General features: G+C 42.2%; 20 protein-coding genes. 5 read left to right on the top strand and 15 right to left on the bottom strand.

Features of this window, described 5'->3' with window-relative positions:
* The gene (locus tag P3L37_RS03645) at window positions 1-528 is read left to right on the top strand and encodes a LemA family protein (protein WP_110732251.1); all 528 of its coding nucleotides are present in this window, start codon (window positions 1-3) and stop codon (window positions 526-528) included.
* A gap of 134 nt (window positions 529-662) precedes the next feature.
* On the top strand, window positions 663-1,055 hold the full coding sequence (locus P3L37_RS03640; protein ID WP_109911923.1) for a hypothetical protein: 393 nt from the start codon (window positions 663-665) through the stop codon (window positions 1,053-1,055).
* 17 nt (window positions 1,056-1,072) lie between these two features.
* On the opposite strand, the gene P3L37_RS03635 is transcribed toward P3L37_RS03640, so the two are convergent.
* The 8 genes from P3L37_RS03635 to P3L37_RS03600 all read right to left on the bottom strand — a co-directional run bounded on the left by P3L37_RS03635 (window position 1,073) and on the right by P3L37_RS03600 (window position 9,498).
* Window positions 1,073-2,296, bottom strand: a complete 1,224-nt coding sequence (locus tag P3L37_RS03635; RefSeq protein WP_109911922.1) for a RhtX/FptX family siderophore transporter — start codon at window positions 2,294-2,296, stop codon at window positions 1,073-1,075.
* Window positions 2,274-3,707 carry a PepSY-associated TM helix domain-containing protein gene (locus tag P3L37_RS03630; protein WP_109911921.1) on the bottom strand — a complete coding sequence of 478 codons (1,434 nt, stop codon included), beginning with the start codon at window positions 3,705-3,707 and terminating at the stop codon, window positions 2,274-2,276. The genes P3L37_RS03635 and P3L37_RS03630 overlap by 23 nt, the downstream gene beginning before the upstream one ends.
* Complete coding sequence (locus P3L37_RS03625; protein ID WP_109911920.1) at window positions 3,704-3,955, bottom strand: hypothetical protein; 252 nt, start codon at window positions 3,953-3,955, stop codon at window positions 3,704-3,706. The genes P3L37_RS03630 and P3L37_RS03625 overlap by 4 nt, the downstream gene beginning before the upstream one ends.
* Complete coding sequence (locus tag P3L37_RS03620; protein ID WP_109911919.1) at window positions 3,955-6,093, bottom strand: TonB-dependent siderophore receptor; 2,139 nt, start codon at window positions 6,091-6,093, stop codon at window positions 3,955-3,957. The genes P3L37_RS03625 and P3L37_RS03620 overlap by 1 nt, the downstream gene beginning before the upstream one ends.
* A gap of 107 nt (window positions 6,094-6,200) precedes the next feature.
* On the bottom strand, window positions 6,201-7,070 hold the full coding sequence (locus tag P3L37_RS03615; protein WP_109911918.1) for a helix-turn-helix transcriptional regulator: 870 nt from the start codon (window positions 7,068-7,070) through the stop codon (window positions 6,201-6,203).
* Window positions 7,071-7,166: 96 nt separating this feature from the next.
* On the bottom strand, window positions 7,167-8,348 hold the full coding sequence (locus P3L37_RS03610; RefSeq protein ID WP_110732252.1) for a cyanate transporter: 1,182 nt from the start codon (window positions 8,346-8,348) through the stop codon (window positions 7,167-7,169).
* Window positions 8,345-8,812, bottom strand: a complete 468-nt coding sequence (locus P3L37_RS03605) for a nucleoside deaminase (protein ID WP_004914393.1) — start codon at window positions 8,810-8,812, stop codon at window positions 8,345-8,347. Before P3L37_RS03605 ends, P3L37_RS03610 begins: the two co-directional genes overlap by 4 nt.
* The gene (locus P3L37_RS03600; protein ID WP_109911915.1) at window positions 8,812-9,498 is read right to left on the bottom strand and encodes an ankyrin repeat domain-containing protein; all 687 of its coding nucleotides are present in this window, start codon (window positions 9,496-9,498) and stop codon (window positions 8,812-8,814) included. Before P3L37_RS03600 ends, P3L37_RS03605 begins: the two co-directional genes overlap by 1 nt.
* Before the next feature lie 84 nt (window positions 9,499-9,582).
* Here P3L37_RS03600 and P3L37_RS03595 point away from each other — a divergent pair, with 84 nt between their 5' ends.
* Complete coding sequence (locus tag P3L37_RS03595; protein ID WP_164528454.1) at window positions 9,583-10,440, top strand: LysR substrate-binding domain-containing protein; 858 nt, start codon at window positions 9,583-9,585, stop codon at window positions 10,438-10,440.
* Window positions 10,437-10,787, top strand: a complete 351-nt coding sequence (locus P3L37_RS03590) for a DUF4440 domain-containing protein (RefSeq protein ID WP_109911913.1) — start codon at window positions 10,437-10,439, stop codon at window positions 10,785-10,787. The genes P3L37_RS03595 and P3L37_RS03590 overlap by 4 nt, the downstream gene beginning before the upstream one ends.
* A gap of 74 nt (window positions 10,788-10,861) precedes the next feature.
* On the opposite strand, the gene P3L37_RS03585 is transcribed toward P3L37_RS03590, so the two are convergent.
* From P3L37_RS03585 to P3L37_RS03575, 3 genes are read right to left on the bottom strand one after another with little or no spacing between them, the layout of a single operon-like run.
* Window positions 10,862-11,824 carry an agmatinase gene (locus tag P3L37_RS03585; RefSeq protein WP_109911912.1) on the bottom strand — a complete coding sequence of 321 codons (963 nt, stop codon included), beginning with the start codon at window positions 11,822-11,824 and terminating at the stop codon, window positions 10,862-10,864.
* A 50-nt stretch (window positions 11,825-11,874) separates the two neighbouring features.
* Window positions 11,875-12,207: a sodium/glutamate symporter gene (locus P3L37_RS03580; protein WP_272667449.1), complete on the bottom strand. Its 333-nt coding sequence runs from the start codon at window positions 12,205-12,207 to the stop codon at window positions 11,875-11,877.
* Window positions 12,176-13,102 carry a sodium/glutamate symporter gene (locus P3L37_RS03575; protein ID WP_272667450.1) on the bottom strand — a complete coding sequence of 309 codons (927 nt, stop codon included), beginning with the start codon at window positions 13,100-13,102 and terminating at the stop codon, window positions 12,176-12,178. Before P3L37_RS03575 ends, P3L37_RS03580 begins: the two co-directional genes overlap by 32 nt.
* A gap of 282 nt (window positions 13,103-13,384) precedes the next feature.
* Here P3L37_RS03575 and P3L37_RS03570 point away from each other — a divergent pair, with 282 nt between their 5' ends.
* Entirely contained in the window at window positions 13,385-14,266 is an 882-nt protein-coding gene (locus P3L37_RS03570; RefSeq protein ID WP_117162845.1) for a LysR family transcriptional regulator, read from the top strand.
* Window positions 14,267-14,330: 64 nt separating this feature from the next.
* Here P3L37_RS03570 and fbaA read toward each other — a convergent pair whose 3' ends face one another.
* From fbaA to tkt, 4 genes are all read right to left on the bottom strand, one after another.
* A complete protein-coding gene (gene fbaA, locus P3L37_RS03565; RefSeq protein WP_109911909.1) occupies window positions 14,331-15,407 on the bottom strand; it encodes a class II fructose-bisphosphate aldolase in 1,077 nt (358 codons plus the stop codon).
* 59 nt (window positions 15,408-15,466) lie between these two features.
* Window positions 15,467-16,630: a phosphoglycerate kinase gene (pgk, locus tag P3L37_RS03560; RefSeq protein ID WP_004914415.1), complete on the bottom strand. Its 1,164-nt coding sequence runs from the start codon at window positions 16,628-16,630 to the stop codon at window positions 15,467-15,469.
* Between the two features lie 92 nt (window positions 16,631-16,722).
* Window positions 16,723-17,742, bottom strand: coding sequence for an erythrose-4-phosphate dehydrogenase (gene epd, locus P3L37_RS03555; protein ID WP_004914418.1), 1,020 nt, complete (start codon window positions 17,740-17,742; stop codon window positions 16,723-16,725).
* Window positions 17,743-18,054: 312 nt separating this feature from the next.
* Window positions 18,055-20,049, bottom strand: a complete 1,995-nt coding sequence (gene tkt / locus P3L37_RS03550; RefSeq protein ID WP_123382486.1) for a transketolase — start codon at window positions 20,047-20,049, stop codon at window positions 18,055-18,057.
* Between the last annotated feature and the right edge of the window lie 112 nt (window positions 20,050-20,161).

Raw genomic sequence — 20,161 nt, 5'->3', positions numbered from 1 at the left:
ATGGAAAAGCTTATTTTTTTCATCATCATTGCGGTTATTAGCTATATTTTTATACGCTATCTTATTAATATTTATAATAATATTGTATTTTTAAAAAACAATTGCCATAAAGCGTTTGCTAATATTGATGTATTGCTAAAGAAGCAAATTGAATTAGTGCCGGTATTAACTCACGTTGCAGATAAAGCGATGGCACATGAAAAGCAGCTGTTTAGTGAATTGATTGCCAGCCGCCAGCGCTATTTATCCAGCAGCGCGATCGAAACCAAAGTCGATATTGCGAATCAACTGACAGCGAAAATAAAGCCACTGCTCGCGGTTGCAGAAAACTACCCAACACTAATTAGTAAAGCAGTCCTAAGGGAATTACAAACCCAAGTAAAACATATTGAAGACCAAATTGCAGACCGACGTGAATTTTTCAACCAAACCGTCACACTCTACAATACAGATATTCATGTTTTCCCCAATCTGATTTTTGCCAGATTATTTCGTTTTAAAGATATCCCCCTACTCTACTCTAAATAATTCGAGTTGCAGGTAGGCGACAAAGGAAGATAGGCCGATGAGCATACACAAGTATGTGATTCGGCTAGCTGAGTGTAGTCAACACCCTTGCAACTTGAAGTATGACGAGTATATGGCAAACAGGAGCGTTTATAATGATAAGTATCCCTTTCTCTTGGTTTGGTTTCACCGATTGGCTCATTGAGCAAGAGGCAGGGCTTATCATTATGTTTGCGACATTCGGTACACTACTTTTAACGGTTGCCGTCCTTATCATCCTCAATATATTCGGGTTAAAAAAGTACTCGCTCTACATTGCAGGTGCTTTATTTTGTTCCGTTTTCATTAGCATGATGGTCATGATCCCACTGTTACTGCTTTTTAGTATTGAAAATTCAATTAAGTTGCAACTTGTCTGGTTGGTGATCGTTGCCAGTTGCTTAATTTCATTTTTAAGCAACCGACACTATTTAGATATCTACTTCAATTCCATTGCAAAGAAAGCGAATAAAGAAGTCAAAAAACAAAATAAGAAACGTAAAAAATAGCACCGGATCTATTTATCTTAAACTCGCTCTGTTTCTAATCGCTGCATATAGCGGTAGTGCGAAAATGTCACTAACAGCGCAATAAAGGCAATTAACGCCCCTAATATAAACCCACTGGAATAGCCTACCGCTGCGGTTAAACCTACAAGCATCATTGAACTGGCTAATTCACCAATATCACGGGTACTTTGTACTGCTGTCATATCAGTACCCGCTTGCTGATAGCGCGATGCAAATTGCATCCCGGCCGTCATTATCGCGACTGATGTAATCCCCGCAGATAACGAACCAAATGTAATACACAGTGCAACTAAAGAAATAGAAACACCATTAGCCGATTGCAACAGCCATAACAATGAAGATAACAAAGCAAATAACAGACCAAATGAGAAAGCGCGCCACACACCGATTTTACCGATTAACCACGCCCCACCACCACAGCCTAGTACTAATGTGACCATCCCCCCTGCCATGCCCATTTTACCAATTTGCGCTAATGACCAACCCGCATCATTTAGGAATAGTTTGGCTAAACCAAAACCGGAAACAGCCGTCACCGCAGAAAGCAAAGTTAATAACAATAAACGCGGAGCACCACGACGTTTTACCGTTTTTAATAGGCTCGCTTTTTCGTTCATTTCCTGTGTTATTGATGGCGTTTTTAATGGACAGACACTAATAAACAATAAACTGAGTAACGGCACGCAGGCTAAAACCCCCAAAGCAAGGTGTTGGCCTAAACTTTCACTCATGATCATCAACCCTGCGCCACCAATAAAAAAGCCCGCCATCACCCCTGCTATCTGTACCGCATTGATCTTTGATAACATTGTGCCACTGACCTGCTCCGCAGCCATACCATCTGTTGCAATATCTTGGGTAGCACTGGCAAGGGAAGCGGCAAACAACAATACAATGCAGGGTAAAGCATTCTCAACCGATAACCCGATGGTGCTTAGTGCGAACATCGTTATCGTGACAATAATTTGCATTGGAATAATCCAACTTTTACGGCGACCTAAACGATTCCCCCAATGGTTATCAACAAACGAAGCCCATAAAAATTTCACCACCCATGGCAAACCGACTAATGGCAAAAAAGCTAATGCTTTCAGTTCGCCTCCGTCATGGCGTAAAAAAGTAGGTAATGCATCCATTGCTATCCCCATCGGTATCCCTTGCGCAAGATAAAGTAACCCCAACGTCACCACTAACTGTTTATTTTGTAATAGATCTTTCATACTCACTCCGCGCACGTTTTGCTGTGCCTGACAATTTTCGACAACCGAATAAAATACATAAAAGCCCTATTCCGCCACATAACAAAACGAGATTGATACGAGAAAAAGGCAACGAACTAAACAGATAGGAGGCTATAAATGCGAATAGCAACAAAACAGCGGAGAATAAAAGGCATGCCTGCAAGCTCAACTGTGCATTTTTGCAGAGTAAACTCGCTATACAGGCTATCCCCCAGCCCATAAAAAAGTGCATTGGTAGCAAAGCAGTGAACCATGGTATTAGCGCTAATAGTGCGCATGCGGACAACAGCAATCCACCACAACTGCCCACAATGAACCTTGCCGCTAGGCTATAATTTCTTTTCCAACACCATATGGCGAGGCCGACAGAAACCAATATCAGCCCACTCACCCCTGCGATAAAATGCAGATAACTCAATGTATTACTTATTTTAGGTAACCATTGATATTGCCCATAATGCAAAGGTTGGATGGCGATAAAAGCACGTGTCCAAATACCTTGCTGTGCAGAATCCCGCACTGCAACTAACTGGCGCTTTTTACTATCAAATTGATATTGTTCAAAGTTAGAGGTAGATAACTGTCCATTACGCACACCGCCAATCACCCACGTATCACCTTGCTTGAACAAGATTTGAGGGATAAAGCTAGGGACTGTTTGCTGTAATGCGCTGATTGCCGCAGTAATCGAGCTTTCAGCCACGGGAACCGGTGTTTTCAGTGGTTTAAACTCGCCCATCAAGGTTTTCATGATAATTTGTGGATTATCCGGAGCAGCCCTTTCACCAAGGGAAACCGTTCCTAGCGCCCCTAGGCCTGATAATGCTCCGGTAAACGCAAATAAAACCAGCCACGGATAACACCATAGGCCAAGCCAGCTATGTAAATCATGGAGAAACACTCTCAAGTGTGTAACACGCGGCAAGCGCACCATTGTGGATATTCTGCGGCGTTGTATCACTAGCCCTGTGATTAACAAAACGGCGAATGCAAAACCAAATAAACTGATAAAAACTCGCCCAGGAAAATCCATAAATAAGTTTTTATGTAATGTTACTAGCCACATTGTCGGGCTGTTTAAGACAACCAATTCACCGTTAATCGCGCTATAGCTTAATTCACATCTTCCCATACCTTGGCAAAAAGTGATCTCAGGATTATGCTGCTCAGGCAGCTGGATCATGGTTGCACTTGGTTGCAACGCAAGAAGCTGTTCGAGTGGTAATAACTCACCTGAAAGTGGCACATTGTTCCACCATAACCGCAATGCATCACTACCTAAGCTCCAACACCCTGTGAATAGGATCACAAACAGAAAAACGCCAAATAGCGCCCCCGCACTGCGATGTAATTGGTCTAAACGACGAGTGAGAGGCTGTTTATGCTTCATACCCACCCCGCCATCATTAAAAAAAGCGGCAATAGCCACCAGCTATAGCTACGTACTAATAATTTTCGCCAATTTAGTGCACTGAAGTTATAAACTAATAATCCCATCGTGATGATAACGCTTAGAAATATTGCACCATATACGCGTTCGAGCGGATCTGCTGATGGATAAAAACGTGCTATCAACATCGATAGCACGATCCCACCGAACAACGTGCCAATAACTGCTAGGCAACTGACTAATTTCATTAAAAATCAGCCTTCAATGTAAACATTACATTACGTGGATCACCATAGCGGTTATTCCATTGTGGAGAGAAGAGTCCTGAGTAATAACGACGGTCGAACAAGTTATTAACATTAACCGCTGCCGTCCATGTCTCATCGATTTGGTAACCTAAGCGGGCATTAAAAATGGCATACCCACCTTGACGCAAGGTTACATTACCATTGCTAGTGCTGTAGGCGCTTTGCGCTTGCATACCACCGCCCAAGCTCCATTTGCGCTCATTCCAAGGTAGGTCATAGTTAGACCACACGCGTAGCATATGACGAGGGGTTAAAGTGTTATAAGACTCCCCTTGATGCTGACTGTCATCACGGTATTTGGTATCCGTATAGGTATAACCCACCGATACATCCCAAAATGGGGTCAGATAACCAATACCTTCAAGCTCAAAACCTTGGCTACGAACTTTACCACCACTAATGAAATAGTTATTAAAGCCCCCTGTTGGGTGTGCAGGATCAATTTGTGGGTTATTTTTAATATCAATTTGGTAAATAGCACCTGATAGGTTTAATCCGCCGTTGAATAGCGCGCCTTTGACACCCGTTTCAAGCGTTTGCCCTTCAACAGGCTTGAGCATTTTTCCGCTCCACGTTTTCCCTGTTTGTGGCTGATAAACTGTTGAATAGCTGCTATACCATGACCATTGCGGCGTAAAATCCCAAATCACACCACCGTAGGGAGTAAGGCGGCCATTTTCGGTGAAGTTTGCTGTTGGTGTTTTGACATCCCACCAGCTATCACGCACCCCCGCAATAACAGTAACAGGTTCGATCACTTTGATACGTCCCATCCCGTATAGACCCTTTTGCGTCGTTTTGGTTGGCCCTGCGGAGCTATAAGCGCCAACATTAGGTTTTGGTACACTGTGAGGGTCCCAACGATACACGTTCACTGGTACATTTAAGGCGGGGTCTAAATCTGCGCTATATTGCTTTTCACTGGCATGTGAGTAACTTGCACCGACAACTACATCATGGGTTAACCCCCATGCGTCTACCTTACCGTTTAAACTGGTATCTAAGCTGGTTTGTTCGTTACGGAATTTATACGCTCCCCCCATTAACATTGCACCATCACCGGTTACAGGGTCGATATTTCCCCATGCTCCTGCATACAATAATCGGGCATTTACATGTTGATACTCTGCGTTAAGCTTATATTGCCAATCATCATTGATTTTATGTTCAATACCCGCAAATGAACGGGAGGTATCCCACTTGAAGCGGTCCCAATCCACATCTAAATAGGTTTTACGTGGTAAATGTAAATCACTGCCATCTTTACCGAAAGGAACACCTGCCATATTGGTAACAGAATCAATTGTTTGGAATTGTGCCCCCATACGCAGTAAAGTATCTGGGGTAACATCGATGTCAACAGTACCGTACATCAACCGTGTTTGTTGGTCAGAGATATCATAAAAATAGTCTTTATCTTCCCATGCCATGACAAACCGCCCACGCACTGAACCTGATTGATTCAGTAGGCCCCCAACGTCCACTTCTCCACGATAACGATCCCAACTTCCCGCACTTAAGCTCAACTTGGCCATATTTTCTTTTGGCGCATGTTTTCTTACCATATTGACGGTTGCGGCGGGGTTTCCCATACCATGTAAAAGGCCGTTCGACCCGCGAAGAATTTCAACCCGCTCATATACCGCCATATCTTGAGGAGAACTGGCCATGTTACCTAATAGAGCTGGCACACCATCAATTTCAAATGAATCAATCTGGAAGCCGCGCACATAATAAGCCGTTGTTAACTTCACATAGGGCGCACTGGTTACCCCTGTTGCACGTTGCATTACATCATCAAGCGTTTGTAGGTTTTGTTTTTCAATTTGCTCTCTATCAATCACGCTAACAGATTGCGCCACTTCCCGTGGTTTGAGTGCAATTTTTCCGAGTGTTGTCACCCCCGGTGCAACATAGTCATCATCAATCTCTGAAGATGCGGTCACTTGTATAACATCCTGTTTCGGTTGCATAGGTGCTGCATTCACCATCGCAGAGCAACTCACTGTTGCACACAAAAGGGCACAAGGTGTTAAGCGGAATTTTCCGCGTGACTTAATGTTATAAACGGACAGCATTTCCCACCCTAAAAAAGTTAAATGATAATTGTTATCAATTTAACAATTAATGTAATGGGATACTTTCGACCGCCGGAATTTGTCTATCGTTATCCGGCTACACACTGTTATTTTTTGAGTTGATTAGGTGAAATGCCAAAACGTTTGCGAAATGCAACGGAGAAATGAGCGGGGGTATAGCCGACTTGGTAAGCCACTGTTGAGATATTTGCATCATTCATACTCAATAGCTGGAAAGCTGTTTCCAAACGGGTCTCCTGCAACCAGCCATAAATACTATTGCCAAATAATTGGCGAAAGCCTTGCGTGAGTTTACGGGTATTGACCCCTAACCGTTTAGCCAATTCATCTAAACTGGGTGGGGATTCCATTTCCTGAATCAATATAGTTTTTGCCATATGCAAGATATCAATATCTCTCTGGCGTAGTACGCTCATAACAGGCGTATTTGTATGAGATAGCGAATGATGTAAGCACAGTGCCGTAATTTCAGACACTTTAGCGCTTAAATAGAGTTGGCGTAATGACGAATGAGTTGGGCAAGCAAATAACTGATGAGTGATCGCCAGTACACTCGGTGGAATAACCAACTGTAATAGCTTTGGGGAACGAGGATGATAACAAGTATCTGGTAAACTTAATTGTTGCATTTCCAACCATTCAGGAGAAATATCTATCATGGTGTATTTCATGGTTTGCTGGCCATAAAATTGATTATTCAATAGATAATTTTGCGAGCTGCTCGATAAAATCAAAGAAGGTGAATTGACTTCAACATTTTGTCCCGCACTACTACGGCAACCCATTGCCCCTTGATGGATAGCCACAATTTTGAGCCCAGCGGCTTGTTCTTCTTCAATACCTAAATCACGGTTAATCAGAAACTCACCGCGGCGGATCCGGATAAATTCACCAACAGTTTGTTCTTCACGGGCTGAATGTGCTTGTGTGAATTTATCTTCAATACGCTGCTGCATAGAGCTCTTACCTAGACGAATAAATAAACAGTTATAGTGGCAAAAAAACACCAAGATAACAATAATTATCATTCGCAATAAAAAAGAGGAGATTAATTATCTTAAATTGAAGATTTGACTATAGCTTTTAGGGTTCAAACGCAAATAAAGAATCAATGTTACTAATACAAAGACCACATGCATTGCCCATACCCATGTAAAACTCTGGCTGACTTGATGTAACCAAGCCGCCACTAATGGCCCAAATGCAGCAATAATAAAGCCACCAGCCTGCATCAACGACGTTAATGCGCCTGCGCTAACGGGATGAGGAAGGTGATCTAAAGCCGTAATAATACTGAGTGCAAAGCAGCCGCCTAACCCCATGCCTAATAACGCCACCCACAAAAGTGGCACATCGCTGGCAAACAGCATCAACCCGGAAAAACCAAGTGCTTGGCAACTGAGCGTGACTATCAACCAAAAGCGACGATCAATATTATGCGAAGCAAATACAGGGATCATTAGCGCAGATAACGCCTGAAATACCGTTAATATGGCAACAAACGTGCCACTTTGTGCAGCACTCATTCCCTGCTCTTGGAAAAAAGGTGCCAACCAAGTCACTACGGTACCATAACCCGCATTAATCAGCCCAAAACCTGCCATCAATAACCATGCTCTCGGCTTTCGTAAGAACACCAATACTGAAACTGATTCTACTTTTGAACTCCGCTCTGTATGTACATTCGCCCAAATAGCCAACAACGCCAGCAAAGCTGGGAAGGCAAGCCACGCTAAGGCACTCTGCCAATGGCCTGTCATTTCATCAACTAAAGGGGTGAGCTGTGCGCCAATTGCTCCCCCCGCCATTAACGTGGCGGAATACAACCCTGTCATCATCGCCATTTTTTGGGGGAAATTCGCTTTAATGAGCCCAGGAAATACCGACTGAATATAAGCCGCCCCCACACCACATAAAAAAGCCGTTAATAATAAAGCCGCACCATCAACAACAAAGTAACGAGCGAATGAACCGACTAGCAGTAATAGCATTGCAGTACTGATCCCCGCACGTTCGCCTATACGTTGGTTTAACATCGGTACAACCAATGCCCCAACTCCCATCAACAACATGGGTAACAAGGTTAAAAGCGAAATGCTTTGATAACTCATCCCTGTCGTTTGAATGATATTGTCGATAACGGGCCCTGGGCCCGTCATAAAGGGCCGTAAATTCAACCCGACTAAGACAATGGTCAGTATCAACGCCAACGAAGATGGTGCTGTTTTACTCATTTAGATTGCCGTTCCCACCACTGTTGGTATAGGGTGCTGCGCATTTCACCGTTGGGCTTTAATTGCTCAAACCGTAAACCTGATTGTTGTTCAGGCGCGACTCTCAGCGCTTTTGCAATGGCATCCGTAGAAAGCCCAAAAGGTGCGGCATCATCGTTTGAATAGGCGTAAACAACCCGAGAGATACCCGCCATTCGCATGGCAGCAAGGCACATAGGACAAGGCTGCCCACTCGCATAAACCACACAGTCATCTAATTTCACGCGGCTTAATTTTTGCCCTGCCTGACGCAGCGCCATCAGCTCTGCATGGGCAGTTGGGTCATTGAGCTCAAGCATCTGGTTGACGCCACTTGCAACGACTTGCCCATCACAGACAACAATTGCGCCAAAAGGTCGTCCGCCAGCTTGCACGTTTTCCATTGCTAAGTTGATAGCTTGTTGCAAAAATTGCGTATCCGACATTATTTCGCTCCCGAATTCTCAAGAATTTCAATCAAATTACGGTAACCTTTGCTTTTTGCCAACGTCAACGGTGATATCCCCGAGCCATCCGCTAAATTGACATCTGCGCCGCCTTTAATTAATTCAGTGACAATTTGTGCGTACTTATCGCTACCATCACCCAAAATAATCGCCTCAATCAGTGCAGTCCAACCCAACCGATTAACGTGATTCACATCAACCCCTGCATCAATCAAGGTTTTGACCGTCGTTACGTGTCCGCGTTCTGCCGCAGGGATCAACGCAGTTCCCCCGTAGCGGTTAGTACTTTTTAAATCAGCCCCATTTTTCAGGGTTAATAATAAAATATCTTGCAGCCCACGCGCCCCTGAATAAAGGTACGGTGAATCTTGCATGTTATCCTTCGCATTCACATCTGCACCGCGCTCAATTAAATAGCGCGCCACATCCACACGGTTTTCATGGGTTGCCGCCATCAACGCAGTACGTTGGCGTAAATCGCGTTGTTCAATATTCGCGCCTTGCTCAACCAAGGATTTAACAGCTTGTAGATTACCTTGTTCAGCCAATGACACCAAAGAATCAAGTTGTGAATTCGCCATACCTTTCACCATAAATACCAATGAAACTATAAGAATGCTAGCTAAGTGAACCAACCATTTCCCACGTAAAAAGAATGTTTTCATGATTAATCTCCCCGATGACTCTTTAATCTACTGAAAAAGTATGCTATTTAAAAATTAAATAACTAAATGATAGGTATTTATAAAATGAATCCATTACTCAATCTTGTTTTGTTGAAAACCTTTGTCACTGTTGCTGAAACAGGGAATTTCACCGTGGCTTCACAGCATTTAAATTCAACGCAATCAACATTGAGCCAGCAGATTCAACGGCTAGAAACTTTAGTCGGCCAGCCTTTATTCATCCGGGGACACCGTATACTTACCTTAACCGAAACTGGTGAGGTTTTGTTGAGTTATGCTAAAAATATCTTAGTACTTAATGATACCTTCTTTATGAAAATCACTGGCAATGCGGTAATTCAAACTATTCGGCTCGGTTTTCCAGAAGATCTCGCTTCTGGCCAAGTTACCCCAACACTTGCTGCATTTATGCAAGCTAATCCCAATATACGGCTAGAAGTCACGAGTGGCCTAAGCCGCCAGCTTCATCAGCGCTACCAACATGGTGAGTTAGATTTAATTATTGTGAAACAGAAAAAAGGCGAATTTAAAAGCGATTACCATTGGCCTGAACCATTATGTTGGCTAATTAGCAACCAATATAAACACTTCAATAATGATTCCGTACCCTTGGTAGTTTTTCCTGAAAATGGTCTATATCGTAATGATATGTTTAAGTTATTAGACAATGAACAGCGCCCTTGGCACATAACTTATACTTGTTCTAGCCTCGCGGGCATTCAAAGTGCTATCGCTGACGGGTTAGGGGTCAGCTTATTACCTTTGCGAGCAAAACTACCTCAACATCGAATTTTAACAGAAGAAGAAGGTTTCCCAGCCGCTCAAGAAATGGAAATTGCCATGCATTTCCACGCAAATACTTCGGATATTGTTACTCAGCTAGCCGAGAAACTGGCACAAAAATTGGAGGAACGCGAGTGATACATAAACTGATTGAATTAGAAAAAAAATTACATAACAGTACTAACCGACAGAATAGCCATTTTCTTCGTGAGATTTTGCATGCAGATTTTTTTGAATTTGCTCGTTCTGGAGGAACCAGTGATAAGCGAGATACGCTTTTGTCATTAGCAAATGAAATGGAAACATCTATTTATTCAGAAAATTATCACTGCTCATTCTTGAGCGATAATACCGTGTTAATGACCTATACCAGTTTTGAATTACACTATGGTAAAAAAATCAAACCCACCCATCGTTCATCTATTTGGCTAAAAAATTCAGAAAACCAATGGCAGCTGCGGTTTCATCAAGGAACCCCAATATAACTCTCTACTAAAAAATTTGAAGCCTACTGAAAAACAACAGCCTCCATTTGAAGACTGCTGTTTTTTATTGACGATTACTTATCAAAATAACCCGCTCGGATAGATGCCCCAATAAGATTCACCACGAAGCGCCCAGCAGTCACCCCCGTTAGCTTAGATGGAATATCTTTGGCTGGGGTAATTTCCACAATATCCATACCAACAACGCGACCCTTCTTCACTAAACCGTGAATTAGGCTCCGAGCTTGCAAATAGGTCACCCCACCAGGAGCTGGGCCATCAACTCCAGGCATGATACTTGGGTCAATCCCATCTGCATCAATACTAATATAGTAGTTCGAATTATCAGGGATCCGGTCTAAAATGGCTTGCATCCCAACCTCATGCAGTTCGTAGGCTGGAATAACATGCGCCCCATGGTCTTTAGCCGCTTGGTAATCCGCTGGGCGCCCACTACCTTGCGCACGTAAACCAATTTGGAAAATTTCACCGATATGTTTCATTTCTGAAGCGCGGCGGATCGGGCTTGAAAGGCCAGTATCGACACCATTAACCTCTTCACGCCAATCTAAATGCGCGTCAATATGCACAAGTGTAATCGGTCCTATTTCATCAAATCCCTGCAAAATAGGTGTTGTGATGCCATGATCGCCCCCTAAAACAATAGGAAGTGCTTTAGCTCTTAGTAATTGCCGAACCGCCTCAGCCGCACGTTGATGATGTTCCCCCAAAGGCTTTGATAAATCAGGAATAACATCACCACAGTCAACAAATTTAATATCTTTTCGGCCTTGTAATAGTGGCCCATCAATATCAAAATCATAATGATCTGGATGCCTAACAATTCGGTCACTCATATCACGTAAATATTGTGGAGCTCGAGATTGGTCATTGGTAAATGCGTGAGCACTATAAGCAGAACTAAATGGCATCCCTAGTATGGCAATATCCGCTTCAATGTCGGTCAATTCAGTCACTAATTCTGAATATAAAAATGTTTTATGCCCAACATTTGGGGGTGTCGTTAATTTTTTCATACAAACTATTCCTTCTTAGATTTAGTTTTATTTCTTTTATTTTTTATTTCTTAGCCACCAAATGTGTTAGCTAGGAATACAAATAGAGGAACACCAACAATATCCGTTAATACCGTTCCGGCGATTGGAATAATAATGAATGCCTTTCGTGAGAATAAACCATATTTATTACAAATAGCGTCCATAACCACTAAGCCATTTGGTGTTGCACCTAAACCATGTCCAATAAAACCAGCGGACATAACAGCAGCATCATAGTTTTTACCTAATGCGCGATAAACAACAAATATAGAAACTAATATTGTTGTAATAACCTGAGATATTAATATAATCGTTAGTGGTAATGCTAACTCATATAATTCCCAAAGTTTTAATTTCATCATTGCCATCACTAAAAACATTTCTAGTGATAGATGATAGAGTAGAAATTAACACCACTGTATTACGAGATATTTTAATTATCGGTTTTCTTTCATTAATTGAATGAAATACAACACCAACAAATAAACTAAAAATATGGCCGGGAATGGTAAAGCCTGTTGCTGTGCTTATCCATTTCGCTGTCGGCATTCCGATAGCGAGTATGCTTAAAATAATCGCTCCTGTAATAATACATTGTTGGGCTGTAATTTTATCTTCTTTGCTGTTACTTTCTGCTAAATTTTCTAAATCAACATGGTCAGTTTCAATTTTTAATTTATTTCTTTGGATCAACCAGTTCCCAACTGGCCCCCCTAGAATTGACCCTGCAATCAAACCAAACGTTGAAGCCGCTAACCCAACATTCAGTGCTTGGTCATGACCAAAGGATTCAATCAGTGGTGCTAAAGATGCCGCCATACCATGACCACCCTGCATCGAGGCTTGGCCTGCCATCATGGCAACTAATGGCTCAATATCTAAAACATATGATAAACCAATGCTGACGCCATTTTGCATAAATGCCAATCCCCAGCAAATTACCATATAAATCAGTAATATTTTTCCACCACTCACTAATAGTTTAACACCTGTCATTAAACCAATTGTGACGAAGAATACATACATCGATAAGTCATATAATGTGTTATCAAAATTAAGTTCTACAATATTAAATTGATAAGCTAACCACATTACAATAGAAAACATAAACCCGCCGATAACAGGGCTAGGAATTGAATACTTCATAAAAAATGGGAATTTTTTTATAATTACATTGCTAGCGATTAATAATAAAGCCCCTAATGCTGTAAATGTAATCATATCTAATTTTATTGTTAACAATTCATCTGTGACCATAAATTAGAATCCTTTTGTATTTATATATATTTGGATTAATTATTATTTTGTGGCGCCACTTTGGTAATAATCTATTAACAACTACAACTTTAAGATATACGTATCTGATAGGAATAAAAGTGATATTTTTGATCCTATGGTTTCATAAAATGAAACCTTTTATAGAAAACAAAAATAATTTTAATAATTAAAATAAAACAACATTATTTGTGTCGTTTGTATCCCAACAAAAATTAAGCTAGATTAGCATTTAGTGATTCATTTCACGTAATAGGTATAAATATGCATAATAAAAAATTAACGGAAAAAGACTTAAAATCATTACGTGTTTTTACTTCTGTTGCAGAAGTCGGTGGCTTTACCATTGCAGAAAAAAAATTAAATATGTCAAAAGCGTCAATAAGCCGCCATATTCGTGAAATTGAAGAAAAACTCGGTGTCCAATTATGTGAAAGAGGGCCTTCAGGCTTTAAGCTAACTGAATCAGGTTTATTTGTTATCGAAAAAGCCAAAACCGCTTTGAAAGCATTAGATAATATCAAAACTGAAGTTGATGAACGCCATGGGGTTTTATCTGGCACATTAGTTATTGGTGTTATTGAACATATTTTAACGGATCCACTATGCCATCTATCAGCAACAATCACTCAATTTACCCAAGAAGCACCTAATGTCAAATTAGAGCTAAGCATACTCAACCATAATCAATTAAATAAAGCACTTAGCGACAGAACAATTCAAATTGGTATTCGGGGGCAGTATCACGAAAATAACCGTTATAATTATCAATTCTTATTTATAGAAAACCATAAGCTTTATGTTTCTGCCAATACCGCCAGCAACAAGCATAATCTAGCATTGGTTTACCGGCCACACCCATTCACTGAAAGTATTTTAGCATCGGGGGAATTTAGTCGAGGCCCTGAAGCCGCTGGCCTTGAGGCCGTTGCTACCTTTATCGCTTCAGGTCACTATGTCGGAATTCTGCCCGAGAACTATGCCTCTCATATTAATTTTCGCCACTCACTGGTAGAAATGAACGATTCCCCTGTTTTTCATAACCGCATATGTGCGATCACTGAGGCCAGTAAACCGCTAACACAAAGTGAAGCATTATTTTTGAAACTACTTTCACAATTAAGTGAAACTTCGCTATCTACATGATCAAAAATCCCCCAGTAAGTCACCTTACTGAGGGATTCATCACAAGAAACTTAATGCGTGTTAATTAGAGAACATCAACACAGTTCAGTTCTTTAAATGCTTGCTCTAAACGAACAACCATTGACTCTTGTGCTTTACGCAGCCATACACGTGGGTCATAGTATTTTTTGTTAGGTTTATCCGCACCTTCTGGGTTACCTAACTGACCTTGCAGATAGCCTTCGTTCTTTTTGTAGTACTGTAAAATACCATCCCAAGTTGCCCACTGAGTATCAGTGTCGATGTTCATTTTGATAACACCGTAGCTAACTGCTTCTTTGATTTCAGCAGCACTTGAGCCAGAACCACCGTGGAATACGAAGTCTAAGCTGTTGTGTGGCAGATTATATTTTTCTGAAACGTAGTCTTGTGAATTACGCAGAATTTTTGGCGTTAACTGAACGTTACCTGGTTTATAAACACCGTGAACGTTACCGAAAGATGCAGCGATAGTGAAACGTGGGCTCACTGCACTCAGTTTTTCATACGCATATGCAACGTCTTCTGGCTGAGTGTACAGCTCAGAACTGTCCATTCCGGTGTTATCAACACCATCTTCTTCACCACCTGTACAGCCTAATTCGATTTCCAATGTCATATCGATTTTAGCCATACGTGCTAAGTATTTAGCACAGATTTCGATGTTTTCTTCCAGTGATTCTTCTGACAAGTCAATCATGTGAGAAGAGAACAGTGGTTTACCGGTTTTCGCGTAGTGTTTTTCACCTGCATCTAACAGGCCATCGATCCATGGCAGTAATTTTTTCGCACAGTGGTCAGTATGCAGAATAACAGGAACACCGTAGTGCTCTGCCATTTGATGCACATGATAAGCACCTGAAATTGCACCTAAAATTGCAGCTTGTTGGCCTTCTGCTTTCAAACCTTTACCTGCGATAAATGCGGCACCGCCGTTTGAAAACTGAACAATAACTGGCGCACGCACTTTCGCGGCCGTTTCAAGTACGGCGTTAATTGAATCCGTACCAACACAGTTCACCGCTGGCAATGCAAAGTTATTTTCTTTGGCAACTGCGAAAACTTTCTGTACATCATCACCCGTGATAACACCCGGTTTAACAAAATCAAAAATTTTAGACATGTGAAAAGGTCCTGTGGTAAACAGGCAGCCTACGCTGCCTGTTGTGTATGAACAATTAATTACGCTTTAGCACGTTCTTCTAGCATCACAACGGCAGGGAGCTTTTTGCCTTCAACGAACTCAAGGAAAGCACCGCCACCAGTAGAGATATATGAAATTTTGTCAGCAATATCGAATAAATCGATAGCTGCTAGGGTGTCACCACCACCAGCGATAGAGAATGCGTCGCTATCAGCAATCGCTTTTGCAACGATCTCGGTACCTTTACGGAAATTAGGGAACTCAAACACGCCTACTGGGCCATTCCAAAGAATGGTTTTGGCATTTTTCAGGATCTCAGCCAAGCGCTGTGCAGATTCATCACCTAAATCCAGAATTTGTTCGTCATCTTTAATTTCAGTACTCGCTTTCAGAGTTGCTGGTGCAGTTTCAGAGAACTCGGTTGCAACGCGAACATCCGTTGGTACTGGAATTTGGCAGTTTGCCAGTAATTTTTTCGCTTCAGGGATTAAGTCCGCTTCATATAATGAGCGACCAACATTATTGCCTTCCGCTGCGATAAAGGTATTTGCAATACCGCCACCAACAATCAGCTGGTCTGCGATTTTAGATAGGGAATCTAATACAGTCAGTTTCGTTGACACTTTAGAACCACCAACAATCGCAACCATTGGACGAGCTGGGTTATCTAATGCTTTACCTAACGCTTCTAACTCACCACTCAGTAGTGGGCCAGCACAAGCAACTGGAGAGAATTTAGCAACACCATGTGTTGACGCTTGTGCGCGGTGAGCCGTACCAAATGCGTCCATAACATAAACATCACACAATGCAGCGTATTGTTTAGACAGGGTTTCATCGTCTTTTTTCTCGCCTTTATTAAAGCGAACGTTTTCCAGCACAACTAACTCGCCAGCTTCGATTTCAACACCGTTAAGGTAGTCTTTAACTAAGCGGACTGGGTAATCCATTTTGTCAGCCAGATAGTCAACAACAGGTTGCAGTGAAAACTCTTCGTTGTACTCGCCTTCGGTCGGGCGACCAAGGTGAGAAGTGACCATGACTTTAGCGCCTTGTTTCAGAGCAGCTTCAATTGTTGGTAATGAAGCACGAATACGTGCATCAGAAGTAACTTTGCCATCTTTTACAGGAACGTTTAAGTCAGAACGGATGAATACGCGTTTACCCGCTAAGTCTAAATCGGTCATCTTAATTACAGACATGGTGAATCCTCTCGTTGATTCTCTATAAAGTTTCCATCAGCGACTGTGCAAAACAATAAAGTTATCATGCCCTGCTGTCTGTCAGTCGCCAATTAGTTTAAACCTGTCGCTGCCATCGCTAATGTTGTATCTAGCATCCGGTTAGCAAACCCCCATTCGTTATCACACCAAACTAGGGTTTTAATTAAATGCTTACCACTAACTCGCGTTTGTGTACCGTCTATAATAGCACTGTGTGGATCATGATTGAAATCCATCGAAACTAGCGGTAATTCAGTGTAGTCCACTATACCACGAAAATGGCCTTGTGCCGCGCTTCGCAGTAGTTGGTTGACTTTATCAACACAAACATCGTTATGTACGGTAACACTCAAATCAATCGCTGTCACATTCGTCGTCGGTACACGGACAGAAATGGCTTCAAAATGGTCTTTAAATTTCGGAAAAATTCGCGTAATTCCTGCCGCTAACTTGGTATCAACAGGAATAATAGACTGACTCGCTGCACGAGTTCTGCGTAAATCTTTATGATAGGCATCGATAACAGGCTGGTCATTCATTGACGCATGAATCGTCGTCACGGTTCCCGATTCAATCGAAAATGCCTCATCAAGCAATTTAATAATAGGAATAATACAGTTGGTGGTGCAAGAAGCATTGGAAACAATCTTGTCTTGAGCGGTTAAACTTTCATGGTTAACACCATAAACGATAGTTGCATCAAGGTCATCAGTACCCGGGTGAGAAAATAATACTTTTTTCGCCCCTGCCGCTAAATGCAATAAGCCGTCATCCCGTGAACCATAAACCCCACTACAATCTAAAACAACATCAATCCCCAGTTCTTTCCAAGGCAACTCATGCAGCTCAGATTGGTGAAATAAACGAATATTATCATCACCAACTTGTAAAAGTGTTCCGTTAAGTCGTACATCCCAAGCAAAACGCCCATGGCTGGAATCATACTTCAGCAAATGCGCAATCCCTTCAGGTTCAGCAAGTTCATTAACCGCCACCACGACAATCTCTGCCCGACGGCCAGACTCATACAACGCTCTTAGAACACTTCGACCAATGCGGCCAAAGCCATTTATTGCTACCCTGATTGCCATTCTACACCTTGTATCTGAGCAAAATCACACGGTTGCTAAGGATAACTGACTCACACCAACTCTACTGCTCATTTTAGCTGTCAAACATCAAAAGTGTGCTTCAACCGACATTTTTAAAAAATATTTTCATTCTGCAACATACAACTGAAACGGTTCAGCTTATCTAGGATTAGATTAAGGGATATATTTATAGAACGCAATAGAAAATCCTATATTGGTGCACAAAAAAACAACGCCTAGTTTATCGCTAGGCGTTGTTCAGCAAGATAATTAGAAATGAGAACCGAAATTCGGAACTCATTCCTTCTTATTTTATTTCAGTAAAGATTTCGCAGCTTCAACTGCTTTCTCTACTGTGATACCGAATTCTTTAAACAGAACTTCGGCAGGAGCAGATTCACCAAAGGTATGCATACCGATGATGGCGCCGTTTAAACCAGTGTACTTGAACCAGTAATCTGCAATACCCGCTTCGATAGCAACACGCGCTGTCACATTAGCAGGTAAAACCGCTTCACGGTATGCCGCGTCTTGTTTATCAAATGCATCCGTTGATGGCATAGAAACAACACGAACTTTACGGCCTTCTGATGTTAATTGATCAGCCGCTTTAACTGCCAATTCCACTTCAGAACCTGTAGCAATAAAGATTAACTCAGGCGTACCTGCGCAATCTTTCAGAATGTAAGCCCCTTTCTCGATATTGGCTAATTGTTCAGCGCTACGAGGTTGTTGCTCTAAGTTCTGGCGAGAGAAGATTAATGCGCTTGGGCCATCTTTACGCTCGATAGCATATTTCCACGCCACCGCAGATTCAACTTGGTCACAAGGACGCCACGTGCTGACATTTGGTGTCACACGCAGGCTTGCCAGTTGCTCAACCGGTTGGTGAGTCGGGCCATCTTCACCCAGACCAATAGAATCGTGAGTATAAACGAAGATGCTACGCACTTTCATCAGTGCTGCCATACGAACCGCATTACGCGCGTATTCAACAAACATCAGGAATGTCGCGCCGTAAGGAATGAAACCACCATGTAACGCGATACCGTTCATGATAGCTGACATACCAAATTCACGAACACCGTAGTGAATATAGTTACCCGCTGGGTCAACATTCAGCGCTTTCGAACCTGACCACATGGTTAAGTTACTTGGTGCTAAGTCTGCAGAACCACCCATAAATTCTGGTAACACTTTACCAAACGCTTCTAATGCATTTTGTGATGCTTTACGGCTGGCAATATTTGCTGGGTTTTGTTGCAGATTTTCAACAAATTGTTTTGCATCCGCGTCAAAATTAGCTGGTAATTCACCATTCATACGACGAGTAAATTCCGCAGCTAATTCAGGGAATTGGGCTGAATATGCGGCGAATTTTTTATCCCAAGCGCTTTGTTTTTCTTTACCTGCGGTACGAGCATCCCAAGCTTCGTAGATATCTTTAGGAATTTCGAATGGACCGTAGCTCCACCCCAGAGCTTCGCGAGTTGCTGCAATTTCAGCATCACCTAAAGGTGCACCGTGGACAGACTCAGAACCAGCTTTGTTTGGTGAACCAAAACCAATGATAGTTTTACACATAATCAGTGTTGGTTTATCAGTTTGGTTCTTCGCTTCGTTCACTGCCGCATTGATCTGTGATGCGTCATGTCCGTCGATATCACGGATAACATGCCAGCCATAAGATTCGAAACGTGCTGCGGTATCGTCAGTAAACCAACCTTCAACTTCACCATCAATTGAGATGCCGTTGTCATCATAGAATGCGATCAGTTTATTTAATTTCAGTGTACCCGCTAAAGAACATGCTTCGTGCGAGATACCTTCCATCATACAGCCATCACCCATGAAAACATAAGTGTGGTGATCAACAACGTCATGGCCAGGGCGGTTAAATTGCGCGGCTAATGTGCGTTCTGCGATCGCAAAACCCACTGCGTTTGCAATGCCTTGCCCCAAAGGACCAGTTGTTGTTTCAACACCTGGAGTATAGCCATATTCTGGGTGGCCCGGTGTTTTAGAGTGTAATTGGCGGAAGTTTTTTAACTCTTCGATAGGTAAGTCATAACCAGTGAGGTGCAGTAAGCTATAAATCAACATTGAGCCATGGCCGTTTGACAGTACAAAACGGTCACGATCTGCCCAGTGAGGGTCTGCTGGGTTATGATTCATATGGTCACGCCACAGTACTTCAGCGATATCAGCCATGCCCATTGGCGCGCCAGGATGCCCTGATTTTGCTTTTTGAACCGCATCCATACTTAGAAAGCGGATAGCATTAGCAAGGGTTTTACGAGTCGTCATCAGTATACTCCAGGTAGGATAAAAACGTACTTAAACCAATTTTTACAACGCAATACGGATAGTGCTACTTTAATTTCGCTGCAACATGAAAGTATCAATTTACCGAGGTATC

The sequence above is a fragment of the Providencia sp. PROV114 genome, assembly GCF_032704305.1.
GTDB lineage: Bacteria > Pseudomonadota > Gammaproteobacteria > Enterobacterales > Enterobacteriaceae > Providencia > Providencia rettgeri.
The sequence above is the reverse complement of the archived record's forward strand: the minus strand, read 5'-3'. Positions and strand labels throughout refer to the sequence as shown.